Below are 15,534 nucleotides of genomic sequence, written 5' to 3'. Positions count from 1 at the left end.
CCCGCGCGTTTTGGGCGTCTCACCCCACAGCCCGCAACACTGCACCCGAGGCTGCATCGTTACCATGCCGGTGGACGAGTCTCGGGCACCGGACAGGGGATGCGGTGCCGCGTGCCGCCTCGGTCTGCGGCGCCGCCGCGGCAGCGGTGCGGCGACGGCGGCAGGCGCAGGGTTCCAGCAGTTCCAGGAATTCCGACAGTCCGAAGAGCTTCAAGAGTTCCAGAGTTACAAGAGCTTCAAGAGTTCCAAGAGTTCCAAGAGTTTCAAGCCAAGGACGCCGGGCGCACCGCGCCGGGCGGCCAGCACCAGCAGCCATCAGCAGCAAGCGATCGAGAACGGCGAGGGCGAAGCGAGTGAGTGAGCCGGCACGGCACTCGGGCCTGGGAGCGCACCGACAGCCTGGAGGGGCCGAACGTCCCGCCGACGGGCGCCATCCGGTCCGCCGCGCGGGCCTGCGCCTCGCCGCCGCCTGCGCGGCCGCCCTGACCTTCTTCACGGCCGCCCCGGCCGGCGCGCTGCCCTCCGGCGGCGACGTCCGGCCGGCCGCCGACTCGACCGCCTCGGCCGAGTACCCGGTGGTCCTGACCATCGAGTCGCTGGCCCCGCAGGTGGCCGCCCCGAACGGCACAGTGACGATCACCGGCCACGTGACCAACGCCGGCAAGTCGGCGCTCAAGGGCGCCCACGCGGCCGTCCGCAAGCCGTTCTCCGGCCGGCCGCTGGACCGGCGCAGCGATCTGGCGAACGTGGCCGGCCGCACCACGCCGGGCGGGGCGGACGGCGTGGAGCTGGACAGCCCGCAGTACGCGCTGCCGGAGCTCGACCCGGGCCAGACCCTCCCGTACACCCTGAGCGTCGCCGTGAACGAGCTCGGGATGTCCGCGAGCGGCGTGTACGAGCTCGCCGTGGACGCCTGGGGCTCGACCGCCGACAACCCGCACGACCGCGCCCTGGGCATCGCCCGGAGCTTCCTGCCGTTCAACCCGGGCGGCGCCGAGGCGCAGCCGACGAAGGTCACCACGCTCTGGCCGCTGGTGCACGCGCCGGTGCTGGCCGCGCAGACCGTCGCCGACAACGACCAGTCCGTCTCGGTGCTGCGCGACGACAGCCTCGCCACCGAGTTCGCCCCCGGCGGGCGGCTGTACGAGCTGCTCGACACCGGCTCCAAGCTGACCGGGCTGACCTGGGTGATCGACCCGGACCTGCTGGACGCCGCGTTCGCCATGACCAAGCCGTACCGGGTGCAGAACCCGCACACCGAGAACACCGGCAAGCCGGCCAGGGACGACAACACCGTCCTGAACAACGGCTCGGCCGCCGCCGCGGCCTGGCTGGAGAAGCTGCGGACCGCGGCCGCCAAGCCGGGCAACCAGGTGGTGACGCTGCCGTACGCCGACCCGGACCTCGCCTCGATCGCGCACAACGGCGCCGACCTGCCCGCGATGACCGGCACCCTGAACAGGGCGGCCACGGCCGGGCGGCTGACCGTCGAGGGCCGGCTCTCGGTGGACACCCGCTCGGACGTCGCCTGGCCGTACCAGGGCTACGTCGACCAGCAGATCACCGGCCTCGCCCAGCAGGCGGGCAGCGGGCTGGTGCTGGTCGACGGGGCGAGCATGCCGGAGCCGGACTCGCTCACCTACACCCCGAGCGCGGTGCGCCCGATCGGCAACGGGCAGAGTGCCGCGGTCGCCGACGAGACGGTCTCCGCGCTCTTCCGCGGGGACCTCAGCACCCCGAAGGACCAGACCGCGGCGGCCCAGCGCTTCCTCGCCGAGACCTTCGCGATCACCCACGAGCAGCCGCAGAACCAGCGCGGCCTGCTGGTCATGCCGCCGCGCGAGATGAGCGTCGACACCGCCAGGGTGCTGGCGACCGCCCTGCAGACGGCCTCCGACAAGTGGATCACCCCGGTCAAGCTGGACACGCTGACCCAGATCCCGCCCGACCAGAAGGCCGGCACGGCCGTCCCGGCCGCCGCCGACTACCCGACCCGGGCCCGGGCGTCGGAGCTGACGGCCGCCGACCTCAGCGGCACCGACGACATCCAGTACCGCCTGGACACCCTGATGCGGGTGCTCACCCTGCCGCAGCGGGTGCGCGGCCCGTTCAGCGCCGCCATGGTGCGTTCGCTGTCCACCGAGTGGCGCGCCCAGGCGCCGGCCGGCTCCGACTACCGCACGGGTGTCAGGCGGTACCTGGACGAGCTGACCGACGCCGTCCAGGTACCGCAGAAGACGGTGGTCACGCTGGCCGGCGACACCGGCCTGCTCCAGGTCAGCGTCCGCAACGACCTGACCCAGACGGTCACCAACCTGAAGCTGGTGCTCACCTCGGCCCAGCCGAACCGGCTGAACGTGCGCCGCGAGGAGGAGCTGGTCCTCCCGGCCTCGCAGAGCGCCACCCTCCGCTTCCAGGCCGAGGCGCACAACAACGGGCCGGTCAGCATGACCGCCCAGCTCTGGACCACCGGCCCCAACTCGCGGCCGTACGGCACGGCGCGGACGTTCACGGTCGAGGTCACCTCGGTGACCAACGGCGTGCTGTACGTCTTCGCGGGCGCCGGCCTCCTCCTGCTGCTGGCCGCGCTGCGCTTCATGCGCCAGCGCAAGCGGCGGGGCGGGCAGTCGCACGAGGACGGCGACCAGCCGGTCGGCGACGCCCCGGCGGACGGCGGCGCCGCGGGAGCCGCAGACGCTGCGGAAGCTTCGGAAGCCGCCGAACCCGCGGGTACCGATGTCTCCGACGGCACGGGCGGGGACGGCCCGGCGGGCGACGACGCCGGGGACGGTCCGGCGCAGACACCGCGCGGCAGCAGCCCGGATGGCCGGGATCGGACCTCCAGTGATGAGAAGGTTGGTCCTTGATACCGCCGACCCCCCGCAACCCCGGGCCGGCCTCCCCCCACGACAGCGAAGAGGTGACATGACCGGGCGCAGCGAGGAGCGGCCGCCGGGCCGCGGTGAGAGCCGGCCGGGCGCCGAGTCGCCGTCCGGCGACTGGTACGTGGCCGACACCTACGCCCAGGACCCGTACGCGGCCGACGCGTACGGGAACCCCCGGGACGGCCAGGACCCGTACGGCCTGCAGGCCGGCCGGCCCGCCGCGCCGCAGCAGCCGGCCACCGCGTACGACGTGCCCCCGCAGCTGCCGCCGCAGGGTGGCGGCTACCCGACGCCGGTGCCGCCCGTCCCGTACCCGGCGGCGGACCACTTCGCGCCGCCGGTCCCGCCGGCGCAGCCCGGCTGGGACACCCCGGTGCAGGACGCCTGGCAGCCGGAGGCCGCCACGGCTCCGGCCGGCGGCCACTGGGGCGCCGCGGAACCGCCCCGGCAGCAGTGGGAGCCCGGCCCGGCGCATGCGGCCTGGGACAGCGAGACCACCGAGTACGTCGGGGTGGACGCACTGTTCGGCGGCCGCCCGGCGCAGGACGCGGCGCAGCCCCCGGTGCCGCCGCCCGCTCCGGCCCCCTCCCCGGTCCCGGGCCCGACCCAGCAGCCGACACCGCCGACGCAGCCGTACGGCGCGTACGGCGCACCCGTGCCGCCGGGCGGCCCCGCTCCGTTCCCGCCGATGGGCGGCTACCCGGGGCAGCCGCAGCACGGCGGCCCGGGCGGGCCGCGCCCCTTCATGCCGCCGATCGAGTTCGACCCGCCGCTCTCCGAGGAGGAGGCCACCATGCAGGTGGCCGCCGTCGCGGTGCCCCCGGCGGTCGAACCGCTGGCCGACCTCACTGCCGACGAGCACGCCGCGCGGCAGCAGCCCGCGGCCGCGCCCGCCCCGGCGGCCGGCGGGGGCGGCAAGGTCGCGAGCCTGCTGAACTCCAGCGCGATCATGGCGGCCGGCACGCTGGTCTCCCGCGGCACCGGCTTCGTCCGGACCATGGTGATCACCACGGCCATCGGCGTCGGCGTGATGGGCGACTCGTACAACGCGGCGAACACCCTGCCGACCCTGCTGTACATCCTCATCGGCGGCGGCGCGCTGAACGCGGTGTTCGTGCCGCAGCTGGTGCGCAGCATGAAGAACGACGAGGACGGCGGGACGGCGTACGCCAGCCGGCTGCTCACCCTGGTGATGGTCGGACTGGCCGGCGTGGTCTTCCTCGCGGTGCTCGGGGCGCCCGTGCTGGTCCAGCTGATCGCGCACCCGATGATGGCGAACCCGGAGCGCGCCGACACCACGGTGGCGCTGGCCCGCTACTGCCTGCCGACCATCTTCTTCATGGGCATCCACGTGGTGATGGGCCAGGTCCTCAACGCCCGCGGCCGGTTCGGCGCGATGATGTGGACCCCGGTCCTGAACAACGTCGTGGTGATCTTCACCTTCTCCGCCTACCTGTGGGTCTACGGCGGGTTCGGCACCACCCAGATCACCCCGGAGGCCATCTCGCCCGAGGGCGTGCGGCTGCTCGGCCTCGGCACCCTGGTCGGCCTGGTCGTCCAGTCGCTGGCGATGATCCCGTACCTGCGGGCGGCCGACTTCCACTACCGGCCCCGGTTCGACTGGCGCGGCCACGGCCTCGGCAAGGCCGCCCGGCTGGCCAAGTGGACGTTCTTCTTCGTGCTCGCCAACCAGGCCGGCTACCTGGTGATCACCCAGCTGTCCACCCAGGCCGGCGCCGCCGCCGGACACAACGGTGTCGGCCTGGCAGCGTTCTCCAACGCCCTGCTGATCTGGCAGCTCCCGCAGGCCGTGATCACCGTCTCGATCATGAGCGCGGTGCTCCCCCGGCTCTCCCGGGCGGCCGCCGACGAGGACGCCGGCGCCGTCCGCGACGACATCTCCTACGGTCTGCGCACCACGGCGGTGGCGGTCGTCCCGGCGGCCTTCCTCTTCCTGTCGCTCGGCCCGGTGGTCGGCCGTTCGATCTACGCCGTCGGCGGCGACGCGAGGGTCCTGACCGACGCGGGCAACGTCGGTCTGATGCTCTCCGCGTTCGCACTGGGCCTGATCCCGTACTCGGCCCAGTACGTGATGCTGCGCGGGTTCTACGCCTACGAGGACACCCGCACGCCGTTCTCCAACACCGTCTGGGTCGCGGTCTGCCAGGCCGGCTTCTCCCTGCTGTGCTGGCTGCTGCTGCCCGCCGAATGGACGGTGACCGGCATGGCGTTCGGCTACGGCCTCGGGTACGCCATCGGGGTGACGGTGGCCCTGCCGAAGCTGAAGAAGAAGATCGGCGGGTTGGACACCAAGCGGATCGGCCGGACGTACAGCCGGCTGGCCGCCGCCTGCGCCCCGGCCGCACTGGTCGGCCTCGGCGCCAGCCTGGGGGTCCAGCACGTCCTCGGCGGCTGGACGGGCAGCGTGGCCGCCCTCCTGGTGGCCGGCGCCCTGCAGCTGGGCGTCTTCGTGCTGATCGCGAAGCGCCTGCGGATCGAGGAGCTGAACGCCGTCCTGGGCATGGTCCGCGGCCGGATCGGCCGCTGACCGTCCGTCGACCCGTCTGCCCGACCGATCTGCCGACCGATCTGCTGATCCGTCCGAAAACGTCCGACCACCGGCCGGACGAGCGGGCGCCCTGACCGGGCGTCAACCGGAGCGTACGGCTCCTCCGCTCGTCCGGCCGAGTGCCGGACAACCGGTTCATCGCCGGCCCGGCCCGGCAACGAGATGGCGAGCCGGTGTCGGTTCTGCACCACATCTCTCCACCGCGCAACCGAGCGGACGCCTCAGCGGTCGTACCCGGTGGAGAAGAGTGGGCACAATTGTCCTGGAGCACAGGGCCACCAACCCGCGGGCTCCAGCGACTCTCTCAGGCCGGGGCGACACAAGGGGAGGCAGGACCACGGTGGCTGATGGCACCAAGGCGGTCGTCGACACGTCAACAGCTGACGCGGCGGCGGACGAGGCCGCGCTGGCCGCGGCGATCGACGGGCTCGCGGTGGCGAAGGACGCCCACGGGCGCGCCTGCGCGGACACCGGCAAGGGCGCGTCCACCGCTGCCGCCGGCTCCGGGACCGACGAGGACGCCGACGACCCCGCCGAGGACCCTGACGACTCGGACGACTCGGACGACCCTGACGAACCTGACGACTCCGGCAAGGACGGGGACGAGAGCGAGGTCGACGCACGGTCCGCCGGCCCGGCGGGATCCGTCTCCGAGGAGACCTCGGAGATCACCGCTCCGCTCTCGGTGCAGGAGATCCGCGCCGAACTGGCCGCCGACTCGCCCCAGAAGAGGCCCGCACCCACCGCCGCGCCCGCGTCCGCCACCCGCCGCCCCACCGACCCGCAGCCCACCGTCGACCCGCGCGACACCGCCACCCTCCCGCGCACCCTCCCCGCGCCGCAGCGGCGCAGCGGCGACATGATCGGCCACCGGTACCGGCTGGAGGAGTGCATCTCCCAGACGGAGACCTTCAGCAGCTGGCGCGCCGTCGACGAGAAACTGCGCCGGGCCGTCGGCGTCCACCTGATGGCCTCCGGCCACCAGCGGGCCCGCAAGGTGCTGGCCGCGGCCAAGTCCGCCGCCCTGCTGGGCGACCCGCGCTTCGTCCAGGTCCTGGACGCCGTCCAGGAGGGCGAGCTGGTCTACGTCGTGCGGGAGTGGCTGCCGCACTCCTCCGACCTGGCCAGGCTGATCGCCAACGGCCCGATGGAGCCGCACGAGGCGTACCAGATGGTCCGCCAGGTCGCCGACGCGGTCGCGGCCGCCCACCGGCGCGGCCAGGCCCACCTGCGGCTCACCCCGCGCTGCGTGCTGCGCACCGACAGCGGCCAGTACCGGATCAACGGCATCGCGGTGGACGCCGCCCTGCGCGGGCTGCCCGCCGAGGAGACCGCCGAGGACGCCCAGCGCGCCGACACCCGTGCGATCGGCGCCCTGCTGTTCGCCGCGCTCACCCACCGCTGGCCGTACCCGGAGGACCGCTACGACCTCCAGGGCTTGCCGAAGGGCCTCCAGAACGCCGCGCCGGACCAGGTCCGCGCCGGGGTCCACAAGGGCCTGTCCGAGCTCGCCGCCCGGGCCCTGTCCGACCACCCGCCGCACCACGCCGAGCCGATCACCACCCCGGAGGAACTGGTCCGGGAGATCGCGCGGATGCCCCGGATCCGCCAGCCCGAAGCGGAGCTGCCCGCCTTCCCGGCCCCGCCCCGGCACAACACCCACGCCCTGCCCACCGCGCCCAACCCGAGCCGGGTCGCCGACCCCGCGGTCGCCCCGTTGCCCGCCTCCTCCCGCCCGGCCACCACCCACCGCACCCGTCGACGGCTGCGCCGGGTGGTCAAGGCCACCGCCTGGGCGGTCGCCCTGGGCGCGATCGGCGTCGCCTCCTGGCAGTTCGTCGACAACCTGCGCCACACCGGTCCGTCCGTCGCCGCGCCGAAGCCCTCGGTCAGCACCCCCGCGCCCACCCCGCACCCGACGACGCGCCAGCCGGTGCCGATCCCCGTCAAGGAGGCGCAGTCGTACAACCCGCTGGGCGACGGGCCCGAGGGCAGCGAGGCCGTCGCGAAGGCCGTCGACGGCGATCCCGGCACCGCCTGGACCACCAGCTGGTACAACGACCAGTTCGGTCCCAAGCCGCCCGCCCTCAAGTCGGGCACCGGCCTGCTGATCGACCTCGGCTCGCAGCAGCAGGTCTCCTCGGTGAACGTGCAGTTCCTCGGCGGCGAGCAGACGGCGGAGCTGCGGGTGCCCACCGCGGCCGCCGCCACCAGCCCGATGCAGGCCAAGCCGGACGGCTTCACCGTCGTCGGCACGAAGTCCGGCGGCAACGCCGAGTACGCCCTCGACTCGCCGATCACCACGCGTTACCTCTTGATCTGGCTGACCGGCCTGGCGAAGGATGGCGACGGCAAGTACCGAGGCCACGTGGCCGAGGTCAAGGTCTCCGGCTGACCGCGACGGCCCGCGCACCGGAACGACGGCAAGGGGTCGAAGGGGTGACAGTGGCGGACGACGACGCGGCCTTGCTCGCCCGGCACGTCGCCGGCGATCCGGAGGCCTTCGGCCGGTTGGTGGACCGCCACCGCGACCGGCTCTGGGCGGTCGCCCTGCGCACCCTGGGCGACCGCGAGGAGGCCGCCGACGCCCTCCAGGACGCCCTGGTCTCCGCCTTCCGTGCGGCCGCCGGCTTCCAGGGCCGCTCGGCGGTCACCACCTGGCTGCACCGGATCGTGGTCAACGCCTGTCTGGACCGCGCCCGGCGCAGTGCCACGCGCCGCACCACCCCGCTCGACGACGATCCGCAGCGGCTCGACACCCTGGTCGGCGCCGCCGAGCCGGCCGACTCGTCGGTGGTCCGGGCCGAGCTGCACCGCGAGGTGACCGCCGCGCTCGCCGAGCTGCCCGCCGAACAGCGGGCCGCGCTGGTGCTGGTCGACATGCAGGGCTACCCGGTCGCCGAGGCCGCCGAGCTGCTGGGCGTTCCGGTGGGCACCGTGAAGAGCCGCTGCGCCCGGGGTCGCGCCCGGCTGCTCCCCCTCGTCCGGCACTTGCGCGAGAACGACGACGGGCCCGGTGTTTCACGTGAAACGCCGGCCGCCCCCGGCCCGACGCCACCGCTGCGACGGAACGCCCCGGGGAACCCGAAGGGCTCCCGCACCGTCAGAGAAACAGGCACCGGCCCCGGCACAAGCACCAGCGCAGGGACAGGCACCGGCCGGACGATCCTGGAAGGAGACGCGAGCACACGATGACCGCCCACCTCTCCTCCCCGGATCCCGCCGAGGAGCACCCCCCGGTCGAGCGGCTGGCCGACCTCGCCGAAGGCCTGGTCGACTCCCCCGACGCCGTCGAGGCGCTGCGCCGGCACCTGGACGGCTGCGCCGAATGCCGGGAGACCGTCGAGGCGCTCGCCGAGGTCCAGGCACTGCTGGGCACCGTCGACACCCCTCCCATGCCCGCCGACGTCGCCGCCCGCCTGGACGCCGCGCTGGCCGCGGCGGCGGCCCAGGCCGCTGCCGAGCTCCCCGCCGAGGCGCCCAGCGGGAGCGGCCATGAGGGCTCAGACAGCCCCCGGAAGACCCCGACCGCCGCCAGCCGCGCCGCCGCCCCGGCCTCGGGCGCACGCGCCGCCACGGGCTCCTCAGCGCCGCCCTCGCGGCCCGCTGTCCGGTCCGCCGCCTCCACCGCCTCTACCGGCCCCGGCCGCTCCCGGCCCCGGCGACGGTTCGCCCTGCTGCTCGGTGCCGCCGCCGCGCTGGCCGCGATCGGCCTCGGCGGGGCGCTGCTGCTGCAGCCCGACGACCGGGCCGGCGGCACCGCGGTCACCGCGGGCGCCCCGGCGGGCACCTCCGCCGCCGAGCAGAGCGCCCGCACCCCGCACGCGGCCGGTCCCGGCACCGTCTACCGTGCCGACCAGCTCGCCGCCCAGATCCAGCAGCTGCTGGCCCGCTCCGAGGCCGCTCCGGGGCTGCGGGCGACCGGACCCGCCAAGTCCGAGGCAGCCCTGCCCGCCGAGGGCGCCCGGCCGGAACTGTCCTCCCCGGGCTCCCCCACCTCGTCCCCGACCGCCTCGCCGTCCTGCCCGGCCCCCGCTCCCGGCGTCCCGCTGGCCACCGACCGGGGCAGCTACCAGGGCTCCCCGGTCGACGTGCTGGTCTTCCCCGTCCCCGGCCTGCCCGGCTCGGTCGACGTCTACCTGCGCTCCCCCGACTGCGGCCCGGTCCTCCTGCACGAGACCGTTCCCAGCCGCTGACCGGTGGTTCCCATGCGATCCACGACCAGCGCGGCACGCCACTTCCGAGTTCGGGCGCCTGGTACTGATCCGCCTGGGAATGCGAGACACTGGTCAGTCGTTGTCCCGGGCGGCGGAGCAGGACCGCCCTCCCCGCAGCAAACGCGGGTCGCGATGCGAACCAGGAGATGCAGTGAGCGACGTCCGTAACGTGATCATCATCGGTTCCGGCCCGGCCGGCTACACGGCCGCGCTCTACACCGCCCGTGCCTCCCTCCAGCCACTGGTCTTCGAGGGCGCCGTCACCGCCGGTGGTGCGCTGATGAACACCACCGAGGTCGAGAACTTCCCGGGCTTCCGGGACGGCATCATGGGCCCGGAGCTGATGGACAACATGCGGGCCCAGGCCGAGCGCTTCGGCGCCGAGCTGATCCCGGACGACATCGTCGCGGTCGACCTCACGGGTGACGTCAAGACCGTCACCGACTCCGAGGGCAACGTGCACAAGGCGCGCGCCGTGATCGTCACCACCGGCTCCCAGCACCGCAAGCTCGGCCTGCCGAACGAGGACAGGCTCTCCGGCCGCGGCGTCTCCTGGTGCGCGACCTGCGACGGCTTCTTCTTCCGCGACCAGGACATCGCGGTGGTCGGCGGCGGCGACACCGCCCTGGAGGAGGCGACCTTCCTCTCCCGCTTCGCCCGGAGCGTCACGATCATCCACCGCCGGGACAGCCTGCGCGCCTCCAAGGCGATGCAGGAGCGCGCCTTCGCCGACCCGAAGATCCGCTTCGAGTGGGACAGCGCGGTCGAGGCCATCCACGGCGACCCGAAGCTGACCGGCGTCACCCTGCGCGACACCACCACCGGCGAGACCCGTGAGCTGGCCGTCACCGGCCTGTTCATCGCGATCGGCCACGACCCGCGCACCGAGCTGTTCAAGGGCCAGCTGGACCTCGACGCCGAGGGCTACCTCAAGGTCGAGGCCCCCTCGACCCGGACCAACATCCCGGGCGTGTTCGGCGCCGGCGACGTCGTGGACCACACCTACCGCCAGGCCATCACGGCCGCCGGCACCGGTTGCTCCTCCGCGCTGGACGCCGAGCGCTACCTGGCCGCCCTCGACGACCTGGAGGCCAAGGCCGCCGCCGTGGCGGTCTGAGCCCCGAGCCACCGACCCACCCCACGGGGGTGTTTCACGTGAAACGCCCCCGCCCGGCCAGGCAGAAACAGAACGGGCCCACCCGTTGTTGACCTGGCAGCAGCCCCCTCCGTCCGAACCCCGAGGAGTCCCCGTGGCCGGCGCCACCACCACCGTCACCGACGCGACGTTCAAGTCCGACGTCCTGGAGAGCGACAAGCCCGTGCTGGTCGACTTCTGGGCCACCTGGTGCGGCCCGTGCCGCCAGGTCGCCCCGATCCTCGACGAGATCGCGTCCGAGCACGGCGACAAGCTGACGATCGCCAAGCTCGACGTGGACGCCAACCAGGCGACCGCCGCCCAGTACGGCGTCATCTCGATCCCGACCCTGATCCTCTACAAGGGCGGCGAGCCGGTGAAGTCCATCACCGGTGCCCGTCCCAAGGCCGCGCTGCTGCGCGAGCTGGACGGCTTCATCTAGGTCGTCAGGACGACGACCGTACGGCGGCGGGGCTCCCCACTCGGGGGCCCCGCCGCCGTCGTGTGTCCCCGTCCCTCCGCGGCCGCGGCGGAAAAAAGGGCGCTCGGAACGCCCGCTCAGAACGGCCGCAGGGCCGGCTCCTTGCGCCCGCCGCCGAGCAGCCGCTCCAGCGCCCCCTCCATGTCCCCCCGCCAGGAGAGCGTGCTCCGCGCCTCCAGCCGCAGCCGCGGGTAGCGCGGGTGCGGCCGGACGGTCTTGAAGCCGACCGCGAGCAGGTGGTCGGCCGGCAGCACGCAGCCGGTCGGCAGCCGTCCGGCCGAGCCGAAGGCCTCGATCGCCCGCACCCCGCGCCCGATCAGGTCCTTGGCCACGGTCTGCACCAGCACCCGGCCGAGCCCCTGGCGCTGGTATCCCGGCAGCACCCGGCTGACCATCAGCTGAACGGCGTCCGGGGAGACCGGGCTGGTCGGGAAGGACTGCGAGCGGGGCACGTAGGCGGGCGGCGCGTAGAGCACGAACCCGGCGGGCTGGTCGTCCACGTAGACGATCCGCCCGCAGGAGCCCCACTCCAGCAGCACCGTGGAGATCCACCCCTCCTTCTCCAGCTCCGGCTTCCCGGATTCCACCGCCTCCCTGGCGCTGACCGGGTCCAGCTCCCAGAACACGCAGGAGCGGCAGCCGGTCGGCAGGTCCCCGAGGTTGTCCAGCGTCAGCGGAGCGATCCGGCGTCCCATGCCCGCACCTCCTCCTCCACGTCACGGTCGAGCATTCCCCCACGAACACCGATGGGTGCACGTTTCACGTGAAACAGCGCTCACGTGAAGCATGCACCCAGCGGGTCAGTGCTCTCCCCCGGCTCAGCCGTGCGACAGCCGCAGTCCGTCCTCACCGGGAGCCATGCTGTCCAGGATCCGGTTGAGGTCCTCCACCGAACCGAACTCCAGCACCACCTTGCCCTTGCCCAGCTTCCCGCCGCGCTGCGACACCTCGACCTTGACCCTGGTGTCGAAACGGTCGGACAGCCGGCTCGCCAGGTCGTTGAAGGCCGGGGAGTTCAGCTTGCCCGCCTTCGGCGCCTGGCGGCGCTTGGGCTGGTCGGACTCCGTGGCCATCATCCGGGCGATCTCCTCGGTGGTCCGCACCGAGAGGCCCTCCGCGTTGATCCGCTTGGCCAGCTCCTCCTGCTGGTCGCTGTCCTGCAGCCTGAGCAGCGCACGGGCGTGCCCGGCGGTCAGCACCCCGGAAGCGACCCGGGTCTGGACGGACGGCGGGAGCTTCAGCAGTCGCAGCGTGTTGGACACGTGCTCGCGCGAGCGGGCGATCCGCTCGGCCAGCTCCTCCTGGGTGCAGGAGAAGTCCCGCAGCAGCTGGTCGTAGGCAGCCGCCTCCTCCAGCGGGTTCAGTTCGGCCCGGTGCAGGTTCTCCAGGAGGGCGTCCACCAGGAGCTTGTCGTCCTCGGTGGCCCGGATGATCGCGGGGATCCGCTCCAGCCCGGCCTCCCGGGAGGCGCGCCACCGGCGCTCACCCATGATCAGCTCGAAGCGGCCCGCCGCGACCTGGCGCACCACGATCGGCTGGAGCAGCCCGACCTCCTTGATGGAGCCGACCAGCTCCTTCAGCTTGTCCTCGTCGAAGATCTCGCGCGGCTGACGCGGGTTGGAGGCGATCGCGTCCACCGGCAGCTCCGCGTACCGGGCTCCGGCGACCTCGGCGAGCCCGGCGGCCCGGGCGGCCACCGTCCCCCGGCCGGAGGGCAGCACCGGCACCGCGGCCGGCGAGACCGTTCCGGTCTTCACCACCGCGGCCGATGCGGTCACGGCCACCGGGGGCTCTGCCGCCGTCCCGTCGCCCGTCGGCGGAGCCGACGGGAGCAGTGCCCCGAGACCCTTCCCCAAAGCCCTGCGACCACTCACTGATGACCCTCCGTCGTGCCGTGCTGTGCCACCGGGGCGGCCTGCCCCTGCTGGCCGTCCCGCTGCTGGCCCACCGGCGAGCCGCTCCGGCCCACCGCACGCAGCGCGAGCTCGCGGGCGGCCTCCAGGTAGGAGAGCGCCCCGGTCGAACCCGGGTCGTAGGTGAGCACCGTCTGCCCGTAGCTGGGCGCCTCCGAGATGCGCACCGAGCGCGGGATCGCCGTGCTCAGCACCTCGCGCTGGAAGTGGGTCCGGACCTCCTCGGCGACCTGGGCGGCCAGCCTGGTCCGGGCGTCGTACATGGTGAGCAGGATGGTCGACACGTGCAGCGCGGGGTTGAGGTGCGCGCGGACCAGCTCGACGTTGCGCAGCAGCTGGCCGAGGCCCTCCAGCGCGTAGTACTCGCACTGGATCGGGATCAGCACCTCCTGGCCGGCCACCAGGGCGTTGACCGTCAGCAGGCCCAGCGAGGGCGGACAGTCGATCAGGATGTAGTCGAGCGGCTGCTCGTAGGCCGCGATGGCGCGCTGGAGCCGGCTCTCCCGGGCCACCAGGGAGACCAGTTCGATCTCGGCACCGGCCAGATCGATGGTGGCGGGGACGCAGAACAGTCCCTCGACGTCGTGCACCGGCTGGACCACGTCGGCCAGCGGCTTGCCCTCCACCAGGACGTCGTAGATGGACGGCACCTCGGCGTGGTGGTCGATGCCCAGCGCGGTGGAGGCGTTGCCCTGCGGATCGAGGTCGACGACCAGGACGCGCAGTCCGTGCATGGCCAGCGAGGCGGCCATGTTCACGGTGGTGGTGGTCTTGCCCACCCCGCCCTTCTGGTTGGCGACCACGATCACCCGGGTCGCGGCGGGCCGGGGAAGCCCCTCGCCCGCTCGGCCGATCGCCTGGACCGCAGCCTGGGCGGCCCGTCCGATGGGCGTGTCATCGATCTGGTCGATGGTCTCCGAGTCCTGCATGGGGGTCAGTGTTTCACGTGAAACCGGAGCGGCAACAGTCGCCGCCCGGAAGAGGCCGAGCCCGCGGCGGAGCCGCAGATCGAGACTGTCCGAGAGCAAGGAGCGACGTTTCACGTGAAACACCATGCCCGCTATGCCGGAAATCTGACGTTGCGACACTCCGGTTTCCCGATGTCGGCCCACCGGTCACCTCAACGCCGACGGGCGGCCGGTTCCCCCGTTCAGGAGGACCGTCCGCCCGTCTCCGCAGGTGCGCGAGCCGCCCGGCTCAGCGGCTGCGGCGCCGCCCGCCCCGACCGCGCTCACCCGTCCGGGCGGTCGCGGTGCGGCCGGCCCGGGCCGCCTTGGCCCGCCGGGTCGCGGCCTTCACGCCACCGGGGCTCTCCCCCGCCTTGACCTGGACCACCCGGGTGGAGGTCTCCAGGGTGCCCTCGCCGACCGAGATCACGCTCCACTCGACCGCGCCCAGCTTGGTCAGCCCGGCGCGGGAGTCGGCCAGCTCCTGCTCGGCGCTGTCCCCCTTGAGCGCCAGCATCTGACCGTGCGGCCGCAGCAGCGGCATGCCCCAACCGGCGAGCCGGTCCAGCGGCGCCACCGCCCGGGCGGTCACCACGTCCACCGCGAGCTTGCCGATCATCTCCTCGGCCCGGCCGCGCAGCACCGTCACGTTCTCCAGCCCCAGCTCCCGGACGACCTCCTCCAGGAAGGTGGTCCGGCGCAGCAGCGGCTCCAGCAGCGTGACCGAGACGTCCGGGCGGGCCAGCGCCACCGGGATGCCGGGCAGGCCGGCGCCGGAGCCGACGTCGCACAGGGTGGTGCCGGCCGGCAGCAGCTCGGCCAGCACCGCGCAGTTGAGCACGTGGCGGTCCCAGAGCCGGGGCACCTCACGCGGCCCGATCAGGCCGCGCTGGACGCCTGCGGTCGCCAGCAGCTCGGTGTACCGGACGGCGGCGTCGTAGCGGTCGCCGAAGACCTCCCGGGCGACGGCCGGCGCCTCGGTCAACTCGACCGCCTCGGCGGCCCGCCCCTCGGCGGCCGGATCCACGTCCGCCCCCGGCCGGCCGCCAGCCGCGTTCTCCGTGTCCATCTCGACCTCTCCGATCCCCGGATCCACCGACCCGCTCAACGCACTGTTTCACGTGAAACGTCTCCCGCCGGGCAGCTCCCCGCGGAAAGGGACGACGACCCCGCCCGCACGAGGCGGACGGGGTCGCGTCCGGTGAAGCTCTCCGGCCGCCGCGGCGGCCGGTCGTGGGGGGGGGGGGGGGGGGGGGGGGGGGGGGGCCCCCCCCCCCCCCCCCCGCCCCCCCCCGGCCCGCGTCCGCGGACGCGCACCGACCGGCTGTCCCCTCCCGATGGAAAGAGCAGTGCCCATGGCCCGCGACCTCACCCCCGGCTCCGGCAT

The 15,534-nt window shown here is 73.9% G+C and carries 12 protein-coding genes; 8 read left to right on the top strand and 4 right to left on the bottom strand.

The window, feature by feature from the left end:
- Positions 1-64: 64 nt before the first annotated feature.
- The 8 genes from AC0B61_RS02970 (at position 65) to trxA (ending at position 11,248) form a co-directional block, all read left to right on the top strand.
- On the top strand, positions 65-361 hold the full coding sequence (locus AC0B61_RS02970; protein ID WP_471738857.1) for a hypothetical protein: 297 nt from the start codon (positions 65-67) through the stop codon (positions 359-361).
- Complete coding sequence (locus tag AC0B61_RS02965) at positions 354-2,867, top strand: DUF6049 family protein (RefSeq protein ID WP_471738856.1); 2,514 nt, start codon at positions 354-356, stop codon at positions 2,865-2,867. Before AC0B61_RS02970 ends, AC0B61_RS02965 begins: the two co-directional genes overlap by 8 nt.
- Before the next feature lie 58 nt (positions 2,868-2,925).
- Positions 2,926-5,433, top strand: coding sequence for a murein biosynthesis integral membrane protein MurJ (murJ, locus tag AC0B61_RS02960; RefSeq protein WP_471738855.1), 2,508 nt, complete (start codon positions 2,926-2,928; stop codon positions 5,431-5,433).
- A 361-nt stretch (positions 5,434-5,794) separates the two neighbouring features.
- Positions 5,795-7,849 (top strand): protein kinase family protein, encoded by a 2,055-nt coding sequence (locus AC0B61_RS02955; protein WP_471738854.1) that lies wholly within the window; start codon positions 5,795-5,797, stop codon positions 7,847-7,849.
- 44 nt (positions 7,850-7,893) lie between these two features.
- Positions 7,894-8,649, top strand: coding sequence for an RNA polymerase sigma factor SigM (sigM, locus tag AC0B61_RS02950; protein ID WP_471738853.1), 756 nt, complete (start codon positions 7,894-7,896; stop codon positions 8,647-8,649).
- The gene (locus AC0B61_RS02945) at positions 8,646-9,650 is read left to right on the top strand and encodes a hypothetical protein (RefSeq protein WP_471738852.1); all 1,005 of its coding nucleotides are present in this window, start codon (positions 8,646-8,648) and stop codon (positions 9,648-9,650) included. Before sigM ends, AC0B61_RS02945 begins: the two co-directional genes overlap by 4 nt.
- 172 nt (positions 9,651-9,822) lie before the next feature.
- The gene (gene trxB / locus AC0B61_RS02940; RefSeq protein ID WP_471738851.1) at positions 9,823-10,788 is read left to right on the top strand and encodes a thioredoxin-disulfide reductase; all 966 of its coding nucleotides are present in this window, start codon (positions 9,823-9,825) and stop codon (positions 10,786-10,788) included.
- Positions 10,789-10,921: 133 nt separating this feature from the next.
- Entirely contained in the window at positions 10,922-11,248 is a 327-nt protein-coding gene (gene trxA, locus AC0B61_RS02935; RefSeq protein ID WP_471738850.1) for a thioredoxin, read from the top strand.
- Between the two features lie 116 nt (positions 11,249-11,364).
- Here trxA and AC0B61_RS02930 read toward each other — a convergent pair whose 3' ends face one another.
- From AC0B61_RS02930 to rsmG, 4 genes are all read right to left on the bottom strand, one after another.
- Entirely contained in the window at positions 11,365-11,982 is a 618-nt protein-coding gene (locus AC0B61_RS02930) for a GNAT family N-acetyltransferase (RefSeq protein ID WP_471738849.1), read from the bottom strand.
- A 123-nt stretch (positions 11,983-12,105) separates the two neighbouring features.
- The gene (locus AC0B61_RS02925) at positions 12,106-13,161 is read right to left on the bottom strand and encodes a ParB/RepB/Spo0J family partition protein (protein ID WP_471738848.1); all 1,056 of its coding nucleotides are present in this window, start codon (positions 13,159-13,161) and stop codon (positions 12,106-12,108) included.
- Positions 13,158-14,207 carry a ParA family protein gene (locus AC0B61_RS02920; RefSeq protein WP_471739363.1) on the bottom strand — a complete coding sequence of 350 codons (1,050 nt, stop codon included), beginning with the start codon at positions 14,205-14,207 and terminating at the stop codon, positions 13,158-13,160. Before AC0B61_RS02920 ends, AC0B61_RS02925 begins: the two co-directional genes overlap by 4 nt.
- Before the next feature lie 190 nt (positions 14,208-14,397).
- On the bottom strand, positions 14,398-15,216 hold the full coding sequence (rsmG, locus tag AC0B61_RS02915; protein ID WP_471738847.1) for a 16S rRNA (guanine(527)-N(7))-methyltransferase RsmG: 819 nt from the start codon (positions 15,214-15,216) through the stop codon (positions 14,398-14,400).
- Between the last annotated feature and the right edge of the window lie 318 nt (positions 15,217-15,534).

It is taken from the genome of Kitasatospora sp. NPDC023385 (assembly GCF_055664045.1).
This window is presented reverse-complemented; position numbering and strand designations above follow the sequence as displayed.

What these genes read in the sequence shown, in the direction of transcription:
- AC0B61_RS02970 (WP_471738857.1), top strand. Translation starts at nt 65, where the DNA reads ATGCCGGTGGACGAGTCTCGGGCACCGGACAGGGGATGCGGTGCCGCG.
- murJ (WP_471738855.1), top strand. Translation starts at nt 2,926, where the DNA reads ATGACCGGGCGCAGCGAGGAGCGGCCGCCGGGCCGCGGTGAGAGCCGG.
- AC0B61_RS02945 (WP_471738852.1), top strand. Translation starts at nt 8,646, where the DNA reads ATGACCGCCCACCTCTCCTCCCCGGATCCCGCCGAGGAGCACCCCCCG.
- AC0B61_RS02930 (WP_471738849.1), bottom strand. Translation starts at nt 11,982, where the DNA reads ATGGGACGCCGGATCGCTCCGCTGACGCTGGACAACCTCGGGGACCTG.
- rsmG (WP_471738847.1), bottom strand. Translation starts at nt 15,216, where the DNA reads ATGGACACGGAGAACGCGGCTGGCGGCCGGCCGGGGGCGGACGTGGAT.